The following is a 23924-nucleotide window of genomic DNA, read 5'->3' on the forward strand; positions in this document are numbered from 1 at the left end:
TATTTACTACGTGCATAGCGCTTGGCATCATTCAGGCAAGAAGCCGTGCTCCTTGAAACACTGACTGGCGCAGCCATAGCCTTGGCAGTAATTCAGGCAAGAAGCCGTGCTTCGTGAAATCCTGATTGGCGCAACCATAGCCTTTGCCGTAATTTAGGCAAGAAGCCGTGCTTCGTGAAATCCCTCACTGCCGCGAGCATAGCTCTTGGCGTAAAATCGGCTAAAAGCTATCGCTTTTAGAAATCCCGATTTTACTCCCATTCAATAGTTGCAGGTGGTTTAGACGATACGTCATACACAACACGAGAAACATCTTTAATTTCATTCATGATACGAGTCGAGATTTTATCGACTAGATCATAAGGAAGATGCGCGAAACGAGCAGTCATAAAGTCCACAGTTTCTACTGCACGCAGTGCAATTACCCATGCATAACGGCGACCATCACCGACAACACCGACAGATTTCACCGGCTGGAATACCGCAAATGCTTGAGCAGTCTTGTCATACCAACCGCTGGCACGAAGTTCCTGCATAAAAATGTCATCAGCAAGACGTAAAATGTCTGCATATTCTTTTTTCACTTCACCCAAGATACGCACACCTAGACCTGGGCCTGGGAATGGATGACGGTAAATCATGCTGTGTGGCAAGCCCAAAGTGGTACCCAATTTACGTACTTCATCTTTAAACAAGTCACGTAATGGTTCAACCAGTTCAAAAGCCAAGTCTGCTGGTAAACCACCCACGTTGTGGTGCGATTTAATCACATGTGCCTTGCCCTGTTTGCTTGCAGCAGATTCAATCACGTCTGGATAAATCGTACCTTGAGCCAGGAATTTTACCCCATCTAATTTACGTGCTTCTTCAGCAAAGACTGCAATAAACTCACGGCCAATAATTTTACGTTTTGCTTCAGGATCAACTTCGCCTGCAAGTGCAGTCAAGAAACGCTCTTCTGCAGCAGCACGGATGACACGAATCCCCATATTGTCAGCAAACATTTGCATCACTTGATCACCTTCGTTCAAACGAAGCAGACCATTGTCGACAAACACACATGTCAGCTGATCACCAATCGCTTTATGCAACAGCGCTGCAACGACAGATGAATCCACACCACCTGAAAGACCAAGTAATACTTTTTCATCACCGATCTGTTGGCGAAGCTGTTCTACACGTAGATCAATAATGTGTTCTGGCGTCCATAGACCGCGGCAACCACAAATTTGATGAACGAAGTTCGACAGTAATTCTGCCCCTTTAGAGGTATGTGTCACTTCAGGATGGAACTGAATACCATAGAAACCACGAGTTTCGTCAGACACCATCGCAATTGGACAGCTTGGAGTTTGTGCAGTGATCTGGAAGCCTTCTGGAATACGGGCAACCTTGTCACCATGACTCATCCAGACATGCAACTGGTTTTCACGGTCCTGTAAATTACCGATCAGCTTGTCACGTACCACGATATCAACTTCTGCATAACCGAACTCATGCACAGTACCTGGCTCGACTTTACCGCCAAGCTGTTCGCACATGGTTTGCAGGCCATAACAAATACCCAATACCGGTACACCGAGCTCGAATACCACTTGTGGCGCACGCGGGCTGCCTTCAAGGTGAACGCTCTCAGGTCCACCAGACAAGATGATACCGTTTGGATTAAATGCACGAATGTCTTCTTCAGACATATCATAGGCATACATTTCAGAATATACACCAGCTTCACGGACACGGCGTGCAATGAGCTGACTATATTGAGAACCGAAATCCAGAATCAGGATACGATCTTCAGTAATTTGAGTATTGGTAGTCATGACGAACAACTATGAAAGGCAAACGAAAGATAAGCGCCGTATTCTAGCATTTTTCTTGTGTTTAAGCACACTATTCCAATTGGTTTAAATATTAAACAGTTAAGAAATTTCAGAAAATAATGCCCTCATTTTTGACTGGTTCACAGGAGAGCAGAGTTTCGCTGCTTTTCTGTTCCAGCCAAATGAATGGTTTATTTCACGCGTTCAATCTGAATCACTTCAATATCGGTGGGTTTGTTGCGGTGCGTATCGACCTCGCCCCAGACTTCTACCCGATCGCCTGCTTTGAGTTTTAATCTTTTCCAGTGGTCGTCATCCACATCAATCATGATGCTGCCGGTTTTATCTCTTAATTCAAATTCGTCACTTTGTGCTGCACGCTGTTTGACGATCTGCCCCCTTAAGGTCACGCCAGTTTCATCTTTCATTTTATGTGCCTGAGCAATACTGACCACATTCCGTTTTGCTTCCTCCAGAATAGCCTGATCTGATTTAGCCCAAAGTGCCGGACTGGCAGCTGCCAGAACCAGTGTCGCCAGAATATATTTTTTCATGTGTGTTGACCTGCCATTTTTATGATGATTCCATGATCTAAACAGAAAGCCGAAATAGATGCCGCAGACGTTGTGTAACGCCATGATGAATTTGTGTCATCTGCTCAAAAAGCCCCAATAAAAATATATTTATACGCTGATATATCTATTTTAAAAGTGAAGGGATTCGCCCGACAGCAGAAAAATAAGCCGCAAAATAGTCGACTTTTATTACTGACTTTATAGGTGATCGCTGTTAGGATTTGAGCACACTTTTGCTTGTACTGGGCTCATGGAACTGATTGATTTTATCTTGCATGTTGATGATCACTTGCTTGAATTTATCACCAATTACGGGATCTGGATTTATGCCATTCTTTTCCTGATTATCTTTGTGGAAACAGGTTTGGTGGTGATGCCGTTCCTGCCCGGCGACAGCTTGCTATTTGCAGCAGGTGCTTTGGCAGCGTCTACAGGTGTGATGGATCCCTGGGTACTGATTTCGCTTTTATTTGTTGCGGCAGTATTGGGCGATACCCTGAATTACCATATTGGCAAATATATCGGGCCGCGGGTTTTCGAGATTGAATCGCGCTTTATCAATAAAAAACATTTATTGGCGACCCAGCAATTCTTTGCCAGACATGGTGGTAAAACCATTATTTTTGCGCGTTTTGTGCCTTTTGCTCGTACCTTTGCACCTTTTGTCGCTGGTGCTGGCAGCATGAATTACAAATATTTCCTGAGCTATAATGTAGTGGGTGGATTTATCTGGATCAGCTCATTTGTCATTCTGGGCTATATGTTCGGTAATATGCCGATCGTCAAAGATAACTTCACCTATTTGATTTTCGGTATTATTATTTTAAGTGTCTTGCCAGGTGTGATCGGCTTTATTCAACAAAGACTCAAAAAAAGTAAAACAGCTTAAGATTTTTTATAGCCTGTGCATTTAATCCCAGAGCTTGATCAGTAATGGGATCAGACAAAGCAGTACAAACAGAGCCGAGCCTTTATAAATAAGGCCGGCTTTTATTTTTTCAGAGTGACTGCTCAAAATTGCCTGACCAAAGACCATCCAGAAAATCCCTACTGGAACGGTACTTAAGCAAAAGGCAGCAAACACCAGAACAAAGTTGGTCGGACTTTGCCAGGTTTCCATGGGTAAAATCCCGGAGGCCAACAATGCTGCTTTAGGATTGCTTAAGGTGACAGTAAACATTTGCCAGGGACGAATCTGCGGATGATTTTTGCTATAGCGTTCTAACTGCTGGGCCTTATATAAATGCAGCGTCATCCAGCCCACACAGATGGTACTCAGGACATACAACAAGCTTTTGAAATTTGGCCAGATCGGTAAAGCCAGATGAATTAACAAAGCCCAGACATTAATCGCATAAAAATAGCCCATCAGAATGGCCGGAATATAAAGGCTGGTTTTGGCCTGACCCTGCTGATACGCAGAGCTGGCGACCAAGGCATTCGCCGGCCCTGGAATCATCAGAACGGCGATTAGCCCCAATACAAATAACCAATTTTCAATCATCGTGATGAACTATTCCGGGCCTAGCTTATAGCTTAATCAATATTCTCATGCCAGAACAGCTCTATAAATCTAGAATGCTGAAACGATATGCGCCATTTCAAGTGATATTAAGCGGAATATCAGCTCGGCTATTTTGAAAAAAGCATAAAAAATGCTGACCCAAGATCAGCATTTATGAAGAGATCAGGAATTGGTTATTTAGCAATATTCTGACGAACCACAATCGGACAATTTTTGTAACGGGCGGCCTGAACAATCGCTTCCTGTTCACCTAACAGCCGTGCCAGTTCGGTTCGCTTGGTATTGGATGACTGTCCCATATTGACGGAAACACTCGGACCAATTCCCCAACCACCGCGACTGCCCCAGCCACCACCCAGACCGACGCCCAGACCTACACCCGTGCGTTTTGGTGCTTCCACACCATTGTCGATATATTGCTGAATACGGTTATATTCGCCTTGCAGCTGCTGACAACCCAAGGTCTGATACTGGGTCGGGGACACATAGGTGGGTTTTACCGTTGTTGCACAAGCACTCAGCAATGCAAATGCTGCAATACTCAGGCTTAATTTCACAAGTTTCATAGTTAACTCGATCTTAGTTCTGCTCTATCTCATTGAACAACGATTGATAGGCCTGAGTCAATTTATGATCAGTAGCCAAATGAATCAGGGGCTGATTTTTATGATGAGATTCTTTCATTAAGATGGAGGGCGGTAACATACTATTGAGTACGGGCAATCCTTCATCTTTCAGTTGCTGCACCACTTCACGCGGTAATCTGGCCTGTGCCTGAAACTGATTCACCACAATACCTTCAATTTCCAGTCTTTCATTATGGTCATCTTGGGTTTCAATGACATTTTCAATCAGGGTCTGTAAGGCGCGTTTAGAAAACACATCACAGTCAAATGGAATCAGCACGCGGTCTGCCGCAATCAAAGCTGACAGTGTAAAGAAATTAAACGCCGGTGGGGTATCAATAAACACCCGATCATATTGCCCGGACAATTGTTGTAAAGCATCTCGCAGTTTGTAGATTTTATGCTTGGACTCCAGTGCATGTGCCAAAGCGCCCAGTGTCGGGCTGGCTGGAATCACATCCAGATACTTAAAGGGAGACTGATGCACATAACTTTCCAGACCTTTGCTACGGCTTTTCAAAATCGAGCCAATTGCATTGCCGAGCAAGCCTTTACTTTGCTGATTGCCCAGCACATTTTCAAAATAGTTTTCAATATTCGGTTCTAATGCCGGCTTGTCACTTGAATAGGTCGCATCCTCACCTAATACGTATTGACTGGAATTGGCTTGTGGATCCAGATCAATGAGTAAAGTTTTTAAACCCTGATGTGCGCTGATCGCGGCCAGATTAACGGTAATACTGGACTTACCCACCCCACCTTTTTGATTAAATACCACACGTGTATGCATGTCCCCTCCTGTTATTTTTAACTACTTTTATCACACTTGTATTTTTAATTATTCACATAGGCAGACTGCGCTTGAAGTCACAGCCTGCTTGCTTTTAGCCAAAATTCGGCTTGATCATCACCAAGGTCAAAATAGAAACCAATGAAACTACCGCAATAAATAAGCCAGCCCGGCGTTGTGCCAGCAAGATTGAATCATCTTTTTTATAGGCTTTAGCTAAAGAGGATACCAGCACAAAAAATAAAATAACCTTGGCATAAAACCAGGGTTGCACATCAAAATCCTTGATCACCAATGACACAATACCTGTAAACGCGATCACCGTAATGGCCAGATGCTGTAAAGCCACCAGCGCAATTCTTGCCTTTGGATTCGGTAGGTTGCCTTGTGTACCAATAAACAAAGTCAAGGCACGGGCAAGAATGGCGACAATCGCCAATCCTGCTGCTGACATATGAATAATTTTGACTAAAAGTTGAGTTTCCATCATTTCCTCTTAGTTTTTTGGTGCATGTGCACAAGCTGGACTGGTCGTGTCCTGCCCTGCCCATTCTTCAGGCAAAAATGCATGGATTGCCAGCGCATGAATCTTGTCTTTGGCCAGTAAATCACCAGCAGCAGCATAGACTTTCTGATGACGCTGGACTGGACGTAAACCGGCAAAGGCCTGACTGACAATCACAGTTTTAAAATGAGACTCTTTTCCAGGGAAATAACCGCCATGACCCGAAGATTCATTCACCACGTCTAAATGGGTCGGAGATAATTGTGCTAAACGATCTTTCAGTTGTTGTTCTAAGCTCATGGCCTTGACTCCAATCTTTGAAAATATAAAGTCAGTATACCTTGTTCTGCTGAGTATTTTAGTAATCTGTCACAGCGCAATCCGTTGATTGTGGCGAAGTTTCATGAATTCCCACATGAATATTGGCGATTTATTGTCTGGTCCAAAGTATTTTGCTTTTATTTTATGCAATTGATACAAGATTTTTAACAAAGGTGTTGACCACATTTTTTCATGCTGTATTATACACGGCATGCGGGAATAGCTCAGTTGGTAGAGCATAACCTTGCCAAGGTTGGGGTCGGGAGTTCGAGTCTCCTTTCCCGCTCAAAATTTTTTCATTTAGTTTTTTCATTTAAAAAACTTTATAGACTCCGCGGGAATAGCTCAGTTGGTAGAGCATAACCTTGCCAAGGTTGGGGTCGGGAGTTCGAGTCTCCTTTCCCGCTCCAGATTCAAAAAGCCCTCATCGAAAGATGGGGGCTTTTTTATTGTTGATTATTAACAATATTTTTTCTAAAACCTCTCTGTTCTAGCTTTGGAAGAAGTTCTAAAATTTTTAGACAACGTGTTTTTTGAAGCTGGTGCGTGACCAAAAGTGCCCTAAACGTGCCTTCCCTTTATCATATACAAATCAACTCATTCACTATTTTGGTATTTTTTTAATCAATTTTATTATAGATAATCAGAACACCTCTCCCACACACTTGACTTCTCTTTTTTTCATCAATTTTAGTATTTCTTATTTTATTAATTTTTATGGTGACCAAATTTGGTCACCATAAATACATAATTAAAACATTTACTTATGATAAAAAACTCAATTTTATTCTCTTTCAATCAATCATTTTTCTCTTCATTTTTCTTAAATTTTAATAAATCACCCACTTCAACATTAAGTAATACACACAATTTTTCTAACGTTTCAAAATCTATTCGAGTCGATTGACCATTATATAACTTATGTAATGTTGTCTTACTCATTCCAGTCGCCCGCACTACATCCGCTACTTTCATTCTTCGTTCTGCCAAAAGTACTGGCAAGTTACAAACTATCATTAATTACCACCATTGTGTAATAAAGTACTTGCATGGTGTCTTAAATGCATCTATTATTGCATTGTGACCTTAAATAACACCATTATGATACTTTATAGAAGGATACAGACATGAATCTTACTTATATTACTACAAAAGAACTGGCGGAACGAATCCATTACAACGAGCGTACCATCCGTAATCAGTTGAAGGACAGTGTTCTAATCGAAGGCATTCATTACATCCGCCCTTTTGGTGGACGCAAAATTTTATATGTATGGGAGCGTATTGAAGAAGATATGACCAAAACCACTTTAGGCTCGCTACACAGCCTACAACTTCAGTAAGGAGAACATTATTATGGCTGCCATCCGTACTAGATACGGTAAGTTATGTGTCGATTTTCGATACTTAAACATCCGTTGTCGTGAAACAACAGCTCTGGAAGACAATGCTCAAAATCGCAAAAAGCTTGAAAAAGCGATTGAGCGAATGGAAGCAGAAATCTTATTGGGTATTTTTGACTATGCTAAATACTTTCCAAAAAGTTCTCGTTTGAAAGAAATCAAAAATGCAGAAAACAGAGTAAATGAGATCAGCTCTAAAACACCTCTATTTTCAAAATTCTGTGAAATTTGGTTCACTGATAAAGAAATAGAATGGCGTACAAGCTACAAGGGAAAAATTCAAATTGTGATCAAAAAGTACTTAATCCCTTTTTTTGGCACAATTCCGGTTATTAATATTAAAAAGTCAGACATTCTTGGATTCCGCTCATCCCTCGCCAAAGTGACTCACGGGAAAAACCAAGAATGTCTTTCACCATCAAGAATCAACCAGATTATGATAGCACTGCGCATGATACTCGATAGTGCTGCTGAACGATATGACTTTGATAGCCCTTATAAGAATATCAAGAACTTAAAGCAAGGAAAGATTGAAGTAACACCTTTTTCATTAAAGGAAGTACACGCAATCCTTGCCACAGTTCGTGATGATTTCAAGCCTTATTATACTGTTAGATTTTTCACAGGTATGCGCACCAGTGAGATCGATGGCTTGCAATGGAAAAATGTGGACTTACCACGTCGTGAAATCCATGTCAGAGAAGCGTTAGTAAATGGGGAGCTTGGTGGAACCAAAACTTATGGTTCTGACCGTACCATCCAAATGAGTGATCGGGTTTATCAGGCCTTTCTGCAACAGAAAAGCTTAAATAATGGTAAATCAGAGTTTGTATTCTGCAATCGTGATGGTGGGCCTCTCGATTATCGCCTTGTAAACAAGCGTGTCTGGCATCCCCTACTACGCTTTTTAGGGCTAAAGCCCCGTCGTGCTTATCAAACACGCCATACCGCAGCAACACTCTGGTTGTCGGCAGGCGAGAATCCGGAATGGATCGCACGCCAACTGGGACATTCAACCACTGAAATGCTGTTTCGGGTCTATAGCCGCTATATTCCGAATGTTACACGTCGCGATGGTAGCGCTTTTGAAGCCATGCTGGAGAGACTGAATACAGAGGAGCTTGCCCATGAACAGTAAAGCTTTCTTTGGCGGCGTAGTCGTTAGTCCAGAAGCAGATATGGTCGCGCGTGAACTCATTCACGAGTTACACATTCCCAAACTGCACAATCTGGCCTTTTTGCTGGAAATCAATAAATGCTTCGATGATCACCAAGCATTAAGACTCTGGCTACAGCGAATGCTGGATGAAGGGCAAGCTCATTACGATGACTTGGCTCAACAGGCCCGTCTCCGGTTAATGAGCCTAGCTCACTAATAAAACAAACATAAAAGGTCATCAAATCGGTGACCTTAGCCCCTCTATACCTATAAAAAGGTGAACACATGCATAAAGATATTTCAATTTGGATGCCACTCTATATTGGCGACCTACAGGCAAAATTTGCACGAATGACGGCAGAACAAATTGGTGCAGCACTGCTGTTAATGATGGATTTCTGGAAAAATGGTGCCATCCCTCATGACTTGGCGACTGTATGTAGCATCACAAAATTATCGCAACATACCAAGGCTAAATCTTTGTTGAATACGCTGATAGCCCTGGAATTGTTTGAAGTCGAATCTGGGCAGATTCATTCAAATTTTTTAACCAGTCTAAAAAGCCAGGCATTGCAAAATCAGCAAATGAAATCTGATAAAGCTAAAAATGCAGCTCAAGCACGCTGGAATAAATCCGCAAGTAATGCTCAAGCATCAACTAAGCAACGAAAAGTAAATGCTCAAGCAGCTCCTGAGAAGAGCCCGAGTATTACTCAAGTCATGCTTGAACCATGCCCTTCATCTTCATCTTCACCTTCATCTTCATCTTCATCTTCATCTTCATCTTCATCTTCATCTTCATCTTCATCTTCATCTTCATCTTCATCTTCAAATTTTGAAGAAAAAAATGAGAGTTTTTTAGAAAATTCAAAATGGATTTAGGAGATCAGCCATGAATACCATGCTTAAAACACTCCAGTTTCGCGCAGAAACAACGGAAACACTTTGCCCTACCCATCATATACCCCTGATGGAAATTGCAGGTCACAGGCTCTGTAAATTGTGTGCCAAAGAAAACGTCCATCACTCACATGCAGCCTATGAGGATGAATTGCAACAGCGATTGCTACAACAGAAAATTAAAAATTCAGGGCTCAATAAACGCTACCTGGATCGTGGCTTCAAAAATTATGTAGTTGCATGCCCTGAACAAGACAATACCATCAAGCTATGTCAGGCCTTTGCACAGCAGATTATTTCTGACCACAACCCGAACATGTTGATGATTGGTACACCGGGTACAGGTAAAACCCATCTGAGTGCATCAATCATTCGCAACATTCTACATAACAGTACAAAATCTGCACGCTACTATACCAGTGCAGAAATTGCTCAAAAAATGATGGATACCTGGTCAGATGCTTCACGTTCTGAGAAGGAAGTTATCGACCATTTCTCCAATTTTGATTTATTAGTGATAGATGAATATGGCCTGCATGACCGGCATGAAAAACGCCTGGAGATGGTACATAAGGTTTTGTATAGTCGTTATGACAACATGAAATCTACCCTGCTGATTTCCAATTTCACAGTCCAAAATATGCAGCGGGATTTAGGTGTAAGATTATGGTCTCGGTTACATGAGAACCATTTGATTGTAGTGCCGTGTTATTGGGATGACCGACGAATAAGCGGATAGCCAAACTCTTTGCTCAAGCCAATTATCTTACTGAGATAATTGGCTTTTTGTATACTTGAGTTCTAAGAATAACGACCTTTATTGTGTAAAATATAGACAAAATATTTTCAGAAGAAGGGATGAAATCCTGTCATTTTTAAGTTAAAGCTCACGAAATCCATTAATAAATTGCCTTTATTAATATAATTACTACATAAAGGCTAAATTATTAAAATAAAGCACAAGCGATTCAACGACATAATTTGACGTATTTAGTGATTATTTTTTTGAAAACTAATACTTCCAGATGTATCATCAAAATACAATCGTAGATTTAAGTAGAAGATGGTTTATTTAGACTTTGCTGCTTCGACCCCTTTACTCCCTTCTGTTGAAACCGAATTATTTCGTTCTTTTCAGGAAGATTACTCAAACCCTTCTTCAGCTCATCAAATGGGTCGATCTTCTTCTGATAAAATAGAAATTGCTCGTGAAAAAATTGCGGAGTCGATCGGAGCATATACAAGTGAAATCATTTTTACGAGCGGAGCATCCGAATCAAATAATTTAGCAATCAAAGGTTATCTACTTGCTAACACAAAAAAAGGCAAGCATATTATAACAAGCACTATCGAACATAAATGTATCTTGTCTATTTGTAATTTTCTAAAAAAAGAATTTGGTTATGAAATTACTTATATTGCACCACAAGTAAATGGTATTGTAAAAGCACAAGATATTATTTCACACATGCGTGAAGATACGGTGCTTGTCAGCATTATGCATGTAAATAATGAACTAGGATCTATTCAACCAATCAAAGAAATTGGTGATGCTTGCTTTAAAAAAAATATTAAATTTCATGTTGATGCAGCGCAATCCTATCGAAAATTAAAAATTGATGTAGATGACTTAAATATTGATTTTCTTTCCCTTTCTGCACATAAGATTTATGGTCCTAAGGGAATTGGGGCTTTGTATATCAGAGATATACGAGAAACTAAACTCCAGCCTATTATTCATGGTGCAGGTCAAGAATTTGGATTACGTGGAGGCACCCTTGCAACTCCTTTAATTCTTGCTTTTGCTACAGCAGCAACGGACGAGATGTTATCTCAACATCAAGGGTATTTTGAAGACTTATCAAATTATCTGAAAAGAAAAATTTTAAATTTAGGTTGGAAATTAAATACACCATTCGAACATGCAATTCCACATATTATTAACTTCACGGTACCACATTTTAAAAGTCAGTTATTTATCGCTAACTCAAGCATTCTTTGTTCAAATGGATCAGCCTGTTCATCACTGAATGTAGAAGCTTCTTATGTCCTGAAAGAAATAGGACTCTCTATAGAAGAAGGATTATCTACAATACGAGTTAGCTTAGGTCTCACAACTTCAAAAGAAGATATTGATGAACTTTTGAGACACTTAATACATTAATTATACCTTTTACTTTGAAATATTTTTTTGGGACAAGAAAAAATGACTTTTGACTTTATAAGCTATTTAAATTCCTTACATAATTTAACGCCGGCTGGAGCAAATGCTTTAGCAGAATCACAAATAAATACGACATATTTTAATGAAATTTACTCCGAATTTCCTATTGTTCAACATATCTATAATTTGCTTACAAAAGATAAAAATAACATCATTATTATTACTGGACATGCTGGCGATGGTAAATCAACCATTGCATTTGATTTAATTAAACGTTTAGATGAAAAATTTCAGCAGCATGCTTTTCAAAAACATGAATATTCAGAAAAATATAATTTAAACATCTTAAAAGATATGAGTGAGTTAAGTCTATCCGAACGGATAAAATGGCTCTCTCAAGCATTTAATGAAACAGACAATTGGTTGATTGTAAGTAATACAGGACCTTTACTTACTTCTATTACTGAATATCTAAAATCTATTGACTTAACACAAGATATTGAATCTGAAATTTTTAGTTTATTAGATAAAGAAATCTATATTTCTGATCAATTAGAAAGTTTAGACCATCTAAATTTAAGCCTCAACATTCACAATAAAAAGCTTTTCATTATCAATATAGCTAAATTAGATAATATTGAAGTTGCCCTATCAATATTTAAAAAAATTATTCAACATAGCTCATGGCATGAATTAGTTGAAAGCCACCCTCAACATCCCATTATTCAAAACTACCTTTCTATCAAAAATAACGTAGACAATGTCATCCATAGTATACGTTTACTTTATTTATATTTACTCAATTATGAAAAACGTTTAACCCTTAGGCAAATGCTTGCTCATTTCTGCGCATCATTGACAGGTGGTTTTCAACTTGAAGACTCCCCTATACATCCTATTATTTTCAGTGACTTATTTTTTGGATATCAAAACCATCTTCCATGGGAGAATGCATTTAAACTTCCTGCGATTCATTTACTTCATACATTAAACTTCGCAGGTTATCGCAGTTTAGAAATCGAAAAATTTATAGCTGATCTTAAAAATTTTGAAGGTATAACCCCAGCTTTGCATAGCATAATCAAAAATTATATTCAAAAAGATCAAGATAGTGGTATACATCTTTTTAAACCTGCTTTAAGACGTTTAATCTTTATCTATAATTTATACCCAACCACATATACCAATGCTCAAGCACAATTTCTAGGATCTCCTAATATTGAAAAATATAGTGAGTGGCGTTTAGATACTCAAAAATTTATGGCCGAGGATGCTCGTCAAATTAAAAAAATGAGTTTGCAAGCTCTTAATTTATTTTTCAGCGGTATAAGTGAAGATAAGTATTTAAACATTACATTAAAACGGTCAGATAGTTCTATATTTCAAATCGCACAAATTAAAATTTGTAGCTTTATGGAAAAAGAATTCATTGTTAATTACTGTAATAATAAACAACAACCCTATTTAACTCTTAAAAAGGAAAATGAGGTCCGCTTAGAGTTAAGCTTACCCTTACTTGACTATATTCAAAATATTATTAAAGGTGATATCACAGAGTCCCTTACACCTATTTATAAAACTCAATTAGAACGATTTAAATTAAGTCTTATCGAATATTCTGAAATTGATCATGAAGATGAAATTACGCTAATACGTACTTTATCTAATGGTGATATTCAAGAGAATATTATTAAAATTGAATTAGACTTAAAACAAAATAAAACTTTAACTTTAGAGGATTAATTCGTTGAGCACTTTAAATACATATAGTTATTTCCCTAAGAAAAACACCCCCAATCAAAATCCCTCTAATACTGACAAAAAACCTAATATTGCCTTAGATATTTTTGGACGCCGATTTTATGCAGATCAAACACCAACAGAATATTTATCAGAATTTTTATTAGTTTTTAATTCAGCAAAAGCAGATGAAAATAAAAATACTTTTGGTGAAAATAGTTTTCAAGTGAATGATCAAACAACTCATTATTGCCCATCTACACGATTAGCATTAAAATTTTTTAGTTTTTTTAGTCAATCAAAATTAGAAACTCGTCATCCTGCACATCAAATTGAGTTTTTAAATGCTATTGAACAATTAAAGAATAGAATGAGCCCTTCTATTTCTGCGACAGAAAAAAATCAACTTGTACAGACTTTGCAAGCTTTACTTTATGGTTTTGTAGGTGTTGCAAAAAATCGAACGTGGTCAACTTACAATTTCCTGCCGATCACACCTATGCTATTAGGTCGTGAAATTACTTGGTCTCATACGACTGAAAACTTTAATGATTGGGAAGAGAGTACTGTAAAATTCTCACTCAGCGATCATAATTTCATGGCTCGTGGTGGGGAAGTTTTATTTTTACAATTAGGTTATCTGTTCTCAAATATAACTGAAAATACAGATTTCATTCAAAAAATGGCATCTACTGACCAGTATAAACATCTTGAATTTAATTTAGAGAGCTTACAACAACAACTTGAAAATGAACTCAATAAATTATTCAGAAGTGAGACTCAATCAATTGAAAAAATTTGTGATTTTATTGAAGATGCTCTAGAAGATTTCGACCTTCCAAAAGCAAAAATATCGCATGCAAAATTAGCAACCATACCCAAGAGCTATGTGTTTGAAGCATTTTTATTTGCAAACGAATTATTGTCATTATTGAAATCTAATATTAGTAAACTAGAAAAAATTGAATTATTACAACTACTTTGTGTGATGCAAGTTCTACGTTCTATTATGGCGCGCTCAAGACAACTTGATACAACAGCCCATGAAACAAAAAACTTTCATGGTCATTATGCTTGGATCGCTTGCTCACCGACAGCAATAACATCCGATCCTATTCGCAAATATGCAGAAAATTCTTATCAAAAAAGTGAAGAAATTATTTATCGAATTTTGCGCGCAGAAGGCAAAAAACATGGTGTGCAAGAAAGTGAATATACCAATATTGACAAACATAGTTTTGATGTCTTTAAAAAAATGGCTAAAACCATTGGTCTGGTAATTCCTATTACAGGTGGACATCAACGTTTTGTCTTGAATGCGAATATGATTCGCCTATTTGTTTACACTTTAATTCCTGCTGGAAAACGCATTCAGATGACTGAGTTTTTAGCCAGAATTCAAACTCATTTTGCAATCTCATTTTTTGGTGAGCAATTACAAGAAGCTTTGCAATGGCAATATGAACAGTCAAGTGATCCTACAACTGATATTAAATTGAACTGGTTTGAGGAAAGCTTAAAACAATCAGGTTTACTGATCGAATTATCAGACTCTGTTTCTATTGTAAAAAACCCTTAAATTTGAGAATAAAGATGAAAACCGACTTTTTTTTAGAGAGTTATAAAAACTTTTTAGTTAATACTATTCAAGAAAATTTTCTTAAAACCAATGAATTGAGGATTGTTACACAGAGCTTGATGCCTCATCAGGTTTTTACGATTTTTTCACATTTAAGTCAGGTATTTCCTTTACATGATCAGTTTAAGAGCTATTTTAAAGTTGCCCATGGACTCATTCATTATTGGGAAAATCAAAGCTTAAATCCTTTAGATCAACAAGCTTTTTCTGATTTACAAGAAAAGGGCTGGTTAGATCATGAAGATAAACTGACTTGGTATCGTAATCGTACGTTGAATGATGAACATGTTGATCAACTACTTATACTTTTAGTTGGTCTAGATCATACAACTGATAAAGGTGGGCTTTCTGATTTCTTTATCTGCGATGATGAAAAAATTTGGTTGTCTTTAGATAAACAATATCAAACTTGGTTAACTGCCGCCTTTGAAGACTTAGATGTTTATATTTCTGATACACAACTTCAGCAGTTCAATTCAACTATTCAACACATCAATCAATTGATCCCTTTAACTTTAAATCAACGTAGTCAATTATTGATACAATGCTTCTCAAGCATAGGGAATAATTCTGAATTCAAAGATATTTTTTCACATTTTTTCAAAGTACTTCCAAACATTGGGATTCCCTATTTAAATATCGAAAATGATCTCAAAATCTTTCAAAACAAAAAAGGCTTACAATATCTAAAAAATGCCTATGAATTTATTAGTCATGCTCGCTATAAAGCGAAAGCACGTAAAAAGAAAGATTATCAAAAAATCTATACGCATTTAAATCAAGATCCTTTTGAAGTTAAAGATATTGATGGTATCCATCATATGGAAATACATACTTATTTGAAAAATGTAGAATTATTTATTTTTAATGCTCATCCAGAAGCAAAGCACTACTTAAAACAAATTGATCTCCTACCTCTAGTAAAAGCATTGGGGCTAAAGGAGGAAAAAACGTCAGAACCTAAACAAAGTATTCCGCTTTACCGTGGTCATAGTCTTGAAGCTATTCAAAAAGGCTTACATTTTGCATTACAGCAATACCAAAAAAACTATGATTTTTCAGAAGTTACGCGGGTCAATATTGCGGTTAAAAACTTCCAACATGATTTATCAGATCATAATAATTCAGCACAGAATCTTTCTCATAAAGCACTTGCACGTGTACTATTACACGGTGCATTAGGTGGTATTGAAGAGCAAATCAATCATCTTGATTTAGGCTTTAATGAAGTCGAACTACATTTTTCACCTTTATTAACACCCGATGCACAAGACACAGTTGAATATTCTTTTAAAACAACCAATCCAGTTGTTTTATTTAAAATCACTATCTCGGGTGAAAAAGAAGAAGAATATGCCTTTAAATGGGCTTTTTCTGAGTATCAAGTCGAACGTATTCATGTCAGTTTAGCCAATATTTTACATCGTCATCTTCTCGCTTACTCTGACTACACTTTGCCTGTTTTTACTTTACCTGAACAAATTTTCAAAGCTATTTACTATGCAACTGATGAGCAAGAAGCATGTCGTTTATTAAGTTTAGGCTTAAATAACATGACTATAGATGATGTATTCCATGACTTTTCTCTAGAAAACCATTCTGATATACAGCATCTTTGCATTGAATTAAAAGCAACATATATCCAATTTATTCAGAACTATTTAGATCATGGTCGTTATTTCGCACAGACCAAAGCACATTTACTGATTACGGCCTATACGCAACTTTGTGAACGACTTAAATCTTTAGCAACTTTTGAAGCAAAAGAAATGATTGAGCGTGTCTATTATGCATTCTGCTTTGTAGAGCAATCTGAACGCCTTGACCTTCATAATATCAATCAAATTTTACTGTCAGCATTTCATCCAAGTGTGTTTGAACTTATTCAAGCGCAAACAAGATTTATTAATGAAGCTATTGAACTTACTCATCAAGAATCTGAAGATTTACCGAATGGATTGACCTATGATCGCATTTGTAATCTTGCTGAAATTCAAGCACCATTATTGGCTTTAAAACAAAAGCAAGGCATCAGCACCCAAATTAAATCTTTCTCATGGCTTCATTTTATTGGTAGTGAACCTACAGGTGAATTGGACTTATCTATTCAAGCATTATTACAAGATGATGATATTGACGAAGATGATGATGTTAAAGAAGTCGTTAAGAAAGTTCCTGAACAAGACATTATTTATAATGTCTTGACTGATTACGCCTTAGCGAATCATCATGTTTGTAATGGCTTGAGAATTTTAGCTATCAATGTTTCTAAATTATCAACGCTACTCTCTGGCTTACAACAGTATTTAAGCCAAGAGATTTTAAAAAATATAACGTCTTCACCTTACTATACTGTACATTTAACTATTTATACCGTTGGTTTATCTCACTTAAATGCAGTGAACACCTTGCAAATTTGGCATAGTCATTTGCTTGATCAATTTAGTAAACTAGATAAAAAACTAGATCTACGAATTAATCATTTTGCATCAAAACGTACAAATATTCAGCAAAGATTATTGGTTGACGCAAGCAAACAGTTATATCCTTGGACAAGCTACGATCTCGCATTTAACTTTGATTTTCTGCAAGCTCAAGCAATTGGTAAAACTGAAGCAGCGCCAATCTATGAGTTTGATGCATCAGCAAATCGTTTAAATATTTATCCAATTATTTACTATCCGAAACCAACTTATCTACAAACGGCTGATCGTCGTCAATTACTCTTAAGTAATCGACGTATTCAAGTTCAATCTAAACACAGTGATTTAACTGCACGCCTAGAAGTCACCGATCGTAAAGATTCAGAACAATTTTTTGTTATTTCTGAAACTCAGTATGATGAAAATTCAAAACAGCTTATTGAACAATTACACCAAATGGCACAATGGGTGGTAAATATTGACCAGTATTTTGATCATCACTTACTGAAGTTACATCAAACCGAATATACTCATAAAGTTATCAGCTTTAGTTCAGGCTATGGTGCATATGGTGAACTTAATGTTACTGTTTCTGCAGACCAAAAAGCGCATGACCTATTAAAAACACAAATTCGTAGTCATCTCTCTGCAAACATGCCTTTTTTACGTGAAAGTAACTTAAAACCTCTCGTTGAAAAAATTACAGCATTAAATGAAGGCTTATCTGGTGTAGCTTCAATCAAAGCCATTTTAGGTGAATCAGAAATTATTCGTAATCTATACGGCTATGCTTTAACAATGCAAACAACACCGTGTATAGATTCCTCTATCCTTGAGCAATGGATCCCTTTAGATGCCTTCCCTCATTGGTTTAAAGATCAAGAGTATCGCCCAGATTTACTCAAAGTTTCATTACAAATGGATGAAAATAATCAGCCTATAATTCATGCAAAAATTATTGAAGCAAAAGTAGGCGCTGGAGTAGAAACTTTATTAACTAAAGCTGAAGCGCAAATAGAAGCTGGACTATTACATTTAAAGTACCTTTTCACCCCTATTCATGAAACACAAAAAAATCGTTATGATTGTCGCTATTGGTGGGGCCAACTCTATCGTGCCATTGTATTACGTTCTCAGCTTGACCGTGCGCAAGTCTGTTTAAATGATCTTAATATTGCGCTTGAAAAGCTGTCTGAAGGTGATTACCAAATTCATTGGTCTTCTGAAATTGTAATTTGCGATACAGAGACCAAACTAAACCTATCTAAATCTAAAGAGTTTTTCTTTACCCATGATTCACTGCATGGAAATGAAAAAAAATATCTTGTTCATCAATATTCTGCCTTAAGCTTTGAGCAGGCTTTACTTGATGGTATGGATTTAGAATTCACTTATATAGATGACACTCAACAACCAACAGCAACTGAAAATACAGATCTTTTAGAACAAGAAGATATTTCAGATTTCAGTCAAGATAATACACAAGATCAAACATCAGGCTCTCATTTAGACTTAACTGATTTTCGAACAATAGATCCCCCTGATACTTCGAAAAAAATTTCATCAATGGCCAACATTGTTACAAATGAAGTGACTGACCCACTCTCTCCCCTTCCACTTGTCACAAAAGATATTAGTTTTGGTACAACGGGGAAAATGTTGACTCCTGTGAATTGGCCATTTCATCATAAACAATTAAATAACCGTCATATGCTGATTTTTGGCTCTTCAGGTTCGGGCAAAACCTATGCCATTCAATGTATTTTATCTGAGCTTGCTCGGGCGGGTTTATCATCCTTTATTGTAGATTACACAGATGGATTCTTAACGCATCACACAGAAAAGGTCTATCAAAAAGTATGTAAACCTAAAGACTATTATGTGGTTGTCAATCCATTACCGATCAATCCATTTAAAACCTATAGCAATGAAATCGCTCCAGGAGTAGAGGTACAAGAAAAGGCTTTTAATGTTGCGACACGGGTAAAAAATATTCTCTGCTCTGTCTACAAAGATTTCGGAAGTCAGCAACAAGCCATTATTGATAAAGTGTTAGAACAAGGTTTAGAAAAAAATCCTCAATATCACTTAACGGACTTCTTAAAAGATTTAGAAGCTGATAGTGCTCGTGGTGAAAGTGTCGCGAATAAAATTAGAACACTTGTCAAAGTGAATTGTTTTGATACAGAAGCATCCGAAAATTTATATGAAGATAAACTTCGTAATGAGTTCCCTGTGCAAGTCATTCAGCTCACGAACATACCTCGGGACTTACAAAGAATTATTACTGAATTTATTCTCTGGGATATTTGGGCTTATGTACAAAAACATGGTAGCAAAGATAAGCCCATGACTATTGTGCTGGATGAAATGCAAAACTTAGATCATGCACCAGATTCACCTATTGATAAAATGCTCCGTGAAGGGCGTAAATTTGGTATTAGCTTAATTTTAGCCACGCAAACAATCAGTAACTTTGATAAAGAGCAGAAAGATCGTCTCTTCCAAGCATCGACTAAATTATTCTTTAAACCTGCAACTACGGAAGTCGATAGTTTTGCCAAACTTCTTAGTCAAGTCAGCTCTGATTATAATGCAAATGATTGGCGTGACAGATTAAATAAGCTAAATAAAGGACAATGCTATTATTTAGGTTATGTCGAAGATCAACATGGTCACCTAACAGAAAAAATTATTCTTACTAACATCACCGCACTTGAGCAACGAGGTTTTAACATATGAACCTCACTTACAACTTTCCACAAACATTTAAATTAGAGCCTCTACTACTTGCTGAATTACTCATTAAAACTAATGAATGTCATATTTTACATGGCACGATACATGAAATTTCAGAGTTAACAGGTATTCCTACAGGCGCTAGTTCAGGAAAAGTTGAACCCACTATCGCCTATGGTTTTAGCAGTGGTTTACTTTCAGCTGAAAAAACACAAAGTATTTGGGCTTTAGAACTTACACCTTTAGCTAAAACTATTTTGCAAGAAGATAGCATGTTAAATGAAGATGTAAGTTTATTCATGATGCATTTAATGATGAATCGTGTTGACCCACAACAACCGAGAGAAGGTCTAAATTCAGCTTGGTTTGATGTCTGTATTTCTAGTAAATATCAAATTTCCGATACATTTTATTTAGATCAACTTGAACAATATATAAAAGATAAGCGTGGTGACCAAAAATATCTGAATAAGCTTCTACGCCTCATTCTTACAAGCTATGATCAAAACAATGTAGATGCTCCTTTTTATAAAATCCCCGTATTTCAGGTTGAGCAAGCTCAAACACAACTTGTGATTAAACGCTTAACAGCACCTTTAGAATATAAATTTTTCCCTGCTTACAGTTCATTTTTATTTCTTGAATGGGACCGACTATTTTCATCACAGACACAAATTAGTTTTGATGATTTTTTGACACAAACCCGTTGGAATTTATTAATGAATTGGTCTAATAAACACTTTAACCGTTTATTAGATTGGATGGCAGAAAAAGGGTTTATACAAATCGATCGCCTAACAGGAAATGCTCTCATCCTTAAATTGGTTTCTACTGATCGTGTTTTAACAGAATTTTTTAGTGAGCTTGTGTAATCATGAAATTACAAGAATTAGTACAGTTTAATCAACAAAGTTTTTTCGAGGGTGCAGTACAACTTGGTTGGTTTCAAAATCGTATAGATCAAGCCAATATTGCAGCAGAATCATTTATTTTTCATGGCCCCCATTACCATGGTGCAGTCAATGAACAAGACCAACATTTACTTAAAGATACAGCTTCACTAGTTGTTGAACTCCTTGAAAGTCTTTCACTTGCAAAACAAGGGCGAGAAGATAATCCCTATTGGTTAGCAACTGCAGGTTATGGTGCGGGTAAATCACATTTAGCTGTTACATTAGCGACATTATTATCTAAACCTAATACACCTTTAGCACAAACAATCTTAACGCATATAGAGCGTGTAGATGCTACTCTCGGACAACGTGCAAAGTCCTGTTTTGAAACCTTTACAAAACCGAGCCTAATTATTGCCTTAGATGGCATGGGTAATTTCCATTTAGGCAATCAGCTTAACAAAGTGGTACTTAAGCAACTTGATATGCATGCGGTTGATGCTCAAGCTGTACGAGATTTATCACCACGTTTTAATAAAGCACAACGTTTTGTTGAACGAAGTTATCAAATTTATGCAGTAGAATTTCAAAAAAAATTAGCACAATTTGATCAAGCACAAATTTTTCAATTACTCACTGAAAATAATGAAGATGTTTACGCTGCTGTTGATCAAATTTTCTTGGATGTTACAGGCAGTGCAATCCCTGTAGATGGTCAAGAATCTGCACAAGACCTACTACAAACCTTATGTGATACCTATTGCGGTACAGATAAACCCTTTGAAAATATTATTTTACTCTTTGATGAATTTGGTCGTTATCTTGAATATGCTGCGGATCGCCCTGACCTTGCTGGTGATTCATCGCTACAGCAAATTTTCCAAGGTATTCAAGATAATGCTAATAAGATAAGATTTATTGGTTTTATTCAGTACGATTTAAAAACGTATCTAAAACGCTTTAATGCTAAAGATTCTAGACAATTACAACGCTATATCACACGCTTTGATACTGCCAATAAAGTACATCTTTCTTCAAATTTAGAAACTATTTTTGCCAATCTTATCCAAAAAGATACGCAAGAATTAACTCGCTTATTTCAACAATATCCAAGTGAAGATAACTTCCATCAATCTTGGTTACGTCTTGCACAGTATTTACCTAAAACTAAACTATACCCTGTCTGGCACGATGAAAATTTATTTAATCAAGTTATTGCAAAAGGTTGTTGGCCATTACATCCATTTGCAACATGGTTACTCACACGCCAAGAGCATACTGTACAATCACGATCAGCACTGACGTTTATCCGAGATTTACTACAAAAATCTGCACAATTAGATGTCTTCAGCCAACCTCAACTTTTCCAAGTTTCGGCTGCTGACCTTGTACATGATTATTTACTCGATGAAATGCTTGCAGCTGAACGTGATACAGGTGCAAATGTCATTGAAACATTGCAAACGCTCTTACAAAAATTTCATAGTGGTTTTCAAACCAATAACCCAAAAACCTTAACTGCTATTGCGATTTTAGAAACCCTAAAATTACGTCAACTCAATCAATCTCAAGCCAATGAAATTCTACAAGAATTGACTAATTTTGATGCAATTCAACTTCAAGAGCAAATCATGAGCTTGTCTGAGTTGGGTGCAACCGAGTGGAATTCAGACTTAGGGCGATATGAGCTCTTAACAGATGGAGCAAGTCGAGCGAGTTTCACTGCATGGATGAAAAAAACAGCTGCTCAATTCACACAACAGGATATTGGTGAGCTATTTATTAGCAAATCTTATGATATTGGCTTAGGTCAAATTGAATGTGACTTTGCACAAAAACGTAATATTTCAACTCCTGATTGGGTATTCCAACCCAAAAGCTATGTTGCCGAACAAATTTCATGTGAGAATTTAGAAATTTTGATTCAAGATTGGCAAAATAATATGACCTATAAAGATGCAAAAGGTCGTATTATCTATATCTATCTCAATAGTCAGCAAGATTTAGAGCTATATCAAACCAAAATTCAACAAATGCTAGAAACAGTTTTAGCAAAATATAAATTAAACAAATTACCTTTCTTATTTTGCTATCTCAATGATCAAAATGATGAACTCAGTACTGCTTTAGCACGCCTGAAATCTTTTGAAATAATGTCTCCTGCTGATCAACAGCAATTTATGCGCTTTATACAAGAAGAAAAAGATGATGTGCTCACTGTATTAAAAAATACTTCATCAAAACTAATGAAACAAAAGGAATTTTTCTCACCTTACTATCCAGATTTACCTCTAGGCTTACTCAAAAATGTTGCAACAGCATTGTTTGAACATAACTATAAAAATACCATTCCTTTTGTTTTTGATGGCTTCCGTTTAAATACTGCAACAGCACCTTCGGATATTGCAGCACTCTTTAGTATTATGGTGAATCGCCAATTCTCTATTGCATGGTTACAAGGGCAAAAGACACCTTTACAGAACCGTTTTGACACCTTGTTTAAAAAAAATTGGCAAGCCGTAGATACCATGACGGGGAAATTTGCGCTCCCCCAACAACAAAATGTTAAAAGTTTCTCTGTACACGACAAAAATAGATAACTCATTGAAATAATGTCACAATAATTGTTTTCTAACGACGAATACTATGACACATCTCAATGAGTTATATCTTATCTTAAACAAATCTCTAAAATGGAACAA

General features: G+C 37.0%; 20 protein-coding genes and 2 tRNA genes. 14 read left to right on the forward strand and 8 right to left on the reverse strand.

Translation table 11 applies throughout. The features are described 5' to 3' along the window. Window positions 1-251: 251 nt before the first annotated feature. Together guaA and FTT75_RS11805 are read right to left on the reverse strand one after the other, a co-directional pair. Window positions 252-1820 carry a glutamine-hydrolyzing GMP synthase gene (gene guaA / locus FTT75_RS11800; RefSeq protein ID WP_005094597.1) on the reverse strand — a complete coding sequence of 523 codons (1569 nt, stop codon included), beginning with the start codon at window positions 1818-1820 and terminating at the stop codon, window positions 252-254. Window positions 1821-2011: 191 nt separating this feature from the next. Beyond that, window positions 2012-2374, reverse strand: a complete 363-nt coding sequence (locus FTT75_RS11805) for a NirD/YgiW/YdeI family stress tolerance protein (protein ID WP_005094599.1) — start codon at window positions 2372-2374, stop codon at window positions 2012-2014. 271 nt (window positions 2375-2645) lie between these two features. On the opposite strand from FTT75_RS11805, the gene FTT75_RS11810 reads away from it, so the two are divergent. Continuing rightward, window positions 2646-3284 (forward strand): DedA family protein, encoded by a 639-nt coding sequence (locus FTT75_RS11810; protein WP_180186468.1) that lies wholly within the window; start codon window positions 2646-2648, stop codon window positions 3282-3284. 21 nt (window positions 3285-3305) lie between these two features. Here the strand turns inward: FTT75_RS11810 and FTT75_RS11815 are convergent, their stop codons facing one another. The 5 genes from FTT75_RS11815 to FTT75_RS11835 form a co-directional block, all read right to left on the reverse strand. Then, entirely contained in the window at window positions 3306-3899 is a 594-nt protein-coding gene (locus FTT75_RS11815; RefSeq protein ID WP_005094603.1) for a hypothetical protein, read from the reverse strand. A 194-nt stretch (window positions 3900-4093) separates the two neighbouring features. Then, entirely contained in the window at window positions 4094-4486 is a 393-nt protein-coding gene (locus tag FTT75_RS11820) for a hypothetical protein (protein WP_180186469.1), read from the reverse strand. 13 nt (window positions 4487-4499) lie between these two features. Then, a complete protein-coding gene (locus FTT75_RS11825; protein ID WP_100329695.1) occupies window positions 4500-5336 on the reverse strand; it encodes a ParA family protein in 837 nt (278 codons plus the stop codon). A 94-nt stretch (window positions 5337-5430) separates the two neighbouring features. Continuing rightward, window positions 5431-5823, reverse strand: coding sequence for a SirB2 family protein (locus tag FTT75_RS11830; protein ID WP_100329694.1), 393 nt, complete (start codon window positions 5821-5823; stop codon window positions 5431-5433). Window positions 5824-5832: 9 nt separating this feature from the next. Then, a complete protein-coding gene (locus FTT75_RS11835) occupies window positions 5833-6141 on the reverse strand; it encodes a BolA family transcriptional regulator (RefSeq protein WP_005094610.1) in 309 nt (102 codons plus the stop codon). Window positions 6142-6375: 234 nt separating this feature from the next. Between FTT75_RS11835 and FTT75_RS11840 the strand changes: the two genes are divergently transcribed. Both FTT75_RS11840 and FTT75_RS11845 read left to right on the forward strand, forming a co-directional pair. Beyond that, window positions 6376-6448 (forward strand) — tRNA-Gly (locus tag FTT75_RS11840). Window positions 6449-6496: 48 nt separating this feature from the next. After that, window positions 6497-6572: transfer RNA gene (locus FTT75_RS11845), tRNA-Gly, on the forward strand. A 388-nt stretch (window positions 6573-6960) separates the two neighbouring features. On the opposite strand, the gene FTT75_RS11850 is transcribed toward FTT75_RS11845, so the two are convergent. Then, window positions 6961-7179, reverse strand: a complete 219-nt coding sequence (locus FTT75_RS11850; protein ID WP_086266427.1) for a helix-turn-helix transcriptional regulator — start codon at window positions 7177-7179, stop codon at window positions 6961-6963. A gap of 110 nt (window positions 7180-7289) precedes the next feature. On the opposite strand from FTT75_RS11850, the gene FTT75_RS11855 reads away from it, so the two are divergent. From FTT75_RS11855 to FTT75_RS11905, 11 genes are all read left to right on the forward strand, one after another. Next, window positions 7290-7505 (forward strand): hypothetical protein, encoded by a 216-nt coding sequence (locus tag FTT75_RS11855; protein ID WP_001054887.1) that lies wholly within the window; start codon window positions 7290-7292, stop codon window positions 7503-7505. A gap of 13 nt (window positions 7506-7518) precedes the next feature. Beyond that, window positions 7519-8703 (forward strand): Arm DNA-binding domain-containing protein, encoded by a 1185-nt coding sequence (locus tag FTT75_RS11860; RefSeq protein WP_163170713.1) that lies wholly within the window; start codon window positions 7519-7521, stop codon window positions 8701-8703. After that, window positions 8693-8941 carry a hypothetical protein gene (locus FTT75_RS11865; RefSeq protein WP_004895356.1) on the forward strand — a complete coding sequence of 83 codons (249 nt, stop codon included), beginning with the start codon at window positions 8693-8695 and terminating at the stop codon, window positions 8939-8941. The genes FTT75_RS11860 and FTT75_RS11865 overlap by 11 nt, the downstream gene beginning before the upstream one ends. A gap of 68 nt (window positions 8942-9009) precedes the next feature. Further along, window positions 9010-9606 (forward strand): DUF1376 domain-containing protein, encoded by a 597-nt coding sequence (locus tag FTT75_RS11870; RefSeq protein ID WP_180186470.1) that lies wholly within the window; start codon window positions 9010-9012, stop codon window positions 9604-9606. A gap of 10 nt (window positions 9607-9616) precedes the next feature. Continuing rightward, a complete protein-coding gene (locus tag FTT75_RS11875) occupies window positions 9617-10363 on the forward strand; it encodes an ATP-binding protein (protein ID WP_180186471.1) in 747 nt (248 codons plus the stop codon). A gap of 324 nt (window positions 10364-10687) precedes the next feature. Then, window positions 10688-11788 carry a cysteine desulfurase family protein gene (locus FTT75_RS11880; protein ID WP_180186472.1) on the forward strand — a complete coding sequence of 367 codons (1101 nt, stop codon included), beginning with the start codon at window positions 10688-10690 and terminating at the stop codon, window positions 11786-11788. Window positions 11789-11830: 42 nt separating this feature from the next. Beyond that, window positions 11831-13531, forward strand: a complete 1701-nt coding sequence (locus FTT75_RS11885) for a hypothetical protein (RefSeq protein WP_180186474.1) — start codon at window positions 11831-11833, stop codon at window positions 13529-13531. Window positions 13532-13535: 4 nt separating this feature from the next. Then, window positions 13536-15107 carry a hypothetical protein gene (locus FTT75_RS11890; RefSeq protein WP_180186476.1) on the forward strand — a complete coding sequence of 524 codons (1572 nt, stop codon included), beginning with the start codon at window positions 13536-13538 and terminating at the stop codon, window positions 15105-15107. 14 nt (window positions 15108-15121) lie between these two features. Then, the gene (locus FTT75_RS11895; protein ID WP_180186478.1) at window positions 15122-20332 is read left to right on the forward strand and encodes an ATP-binding protein; all 5211 of its coding nucleotides are present in this window, start codon (window positions 15122-15124) and stop codon (window positions 20330-20332) included. Next, window positions 20329-21201 carry a hypothetical protein gene (locus tag FTT75_RS11900; RefSeq protein ID WP_004668059.1) on the forward strand — a complete coding sequence of 291 codons (873 nt, stop codon included), beginning with the start codon at window positions 20329-20331 and terminating at the stop codon, window positions 21199-21201. Before FTT75_RS11895 ends, FTT75_RS11900 begins: the two co-directional genes overlap by 4 nt. A gap of 2 nt (window positions 21202-21203) precedes the next feature. Continuing rightward, window positions 21204-23822 (forward strand): hypothetical protein, encoded by a 2619-nt coding sequence (locus FTT75_RS11905; RefSeq protein ID WP_257230378.1) that lies wholly within the window; start codon window positions 21204-21206, stop codon window positions 23820-23822. Window positions 23823-23924 lie beyond the last annotated feature (102 nt).

This window comes from Acinetobacter sp. YH01008 (genome assembly GCF_013420435.1).
Taxonomy (GTDB): Bacteria; Pseudomonadota; Gammaproteobacteria; order Pseudomonadales; family Moraxellaceae; genus Acinetobacter; species Acinetobacter pseudolwoffii.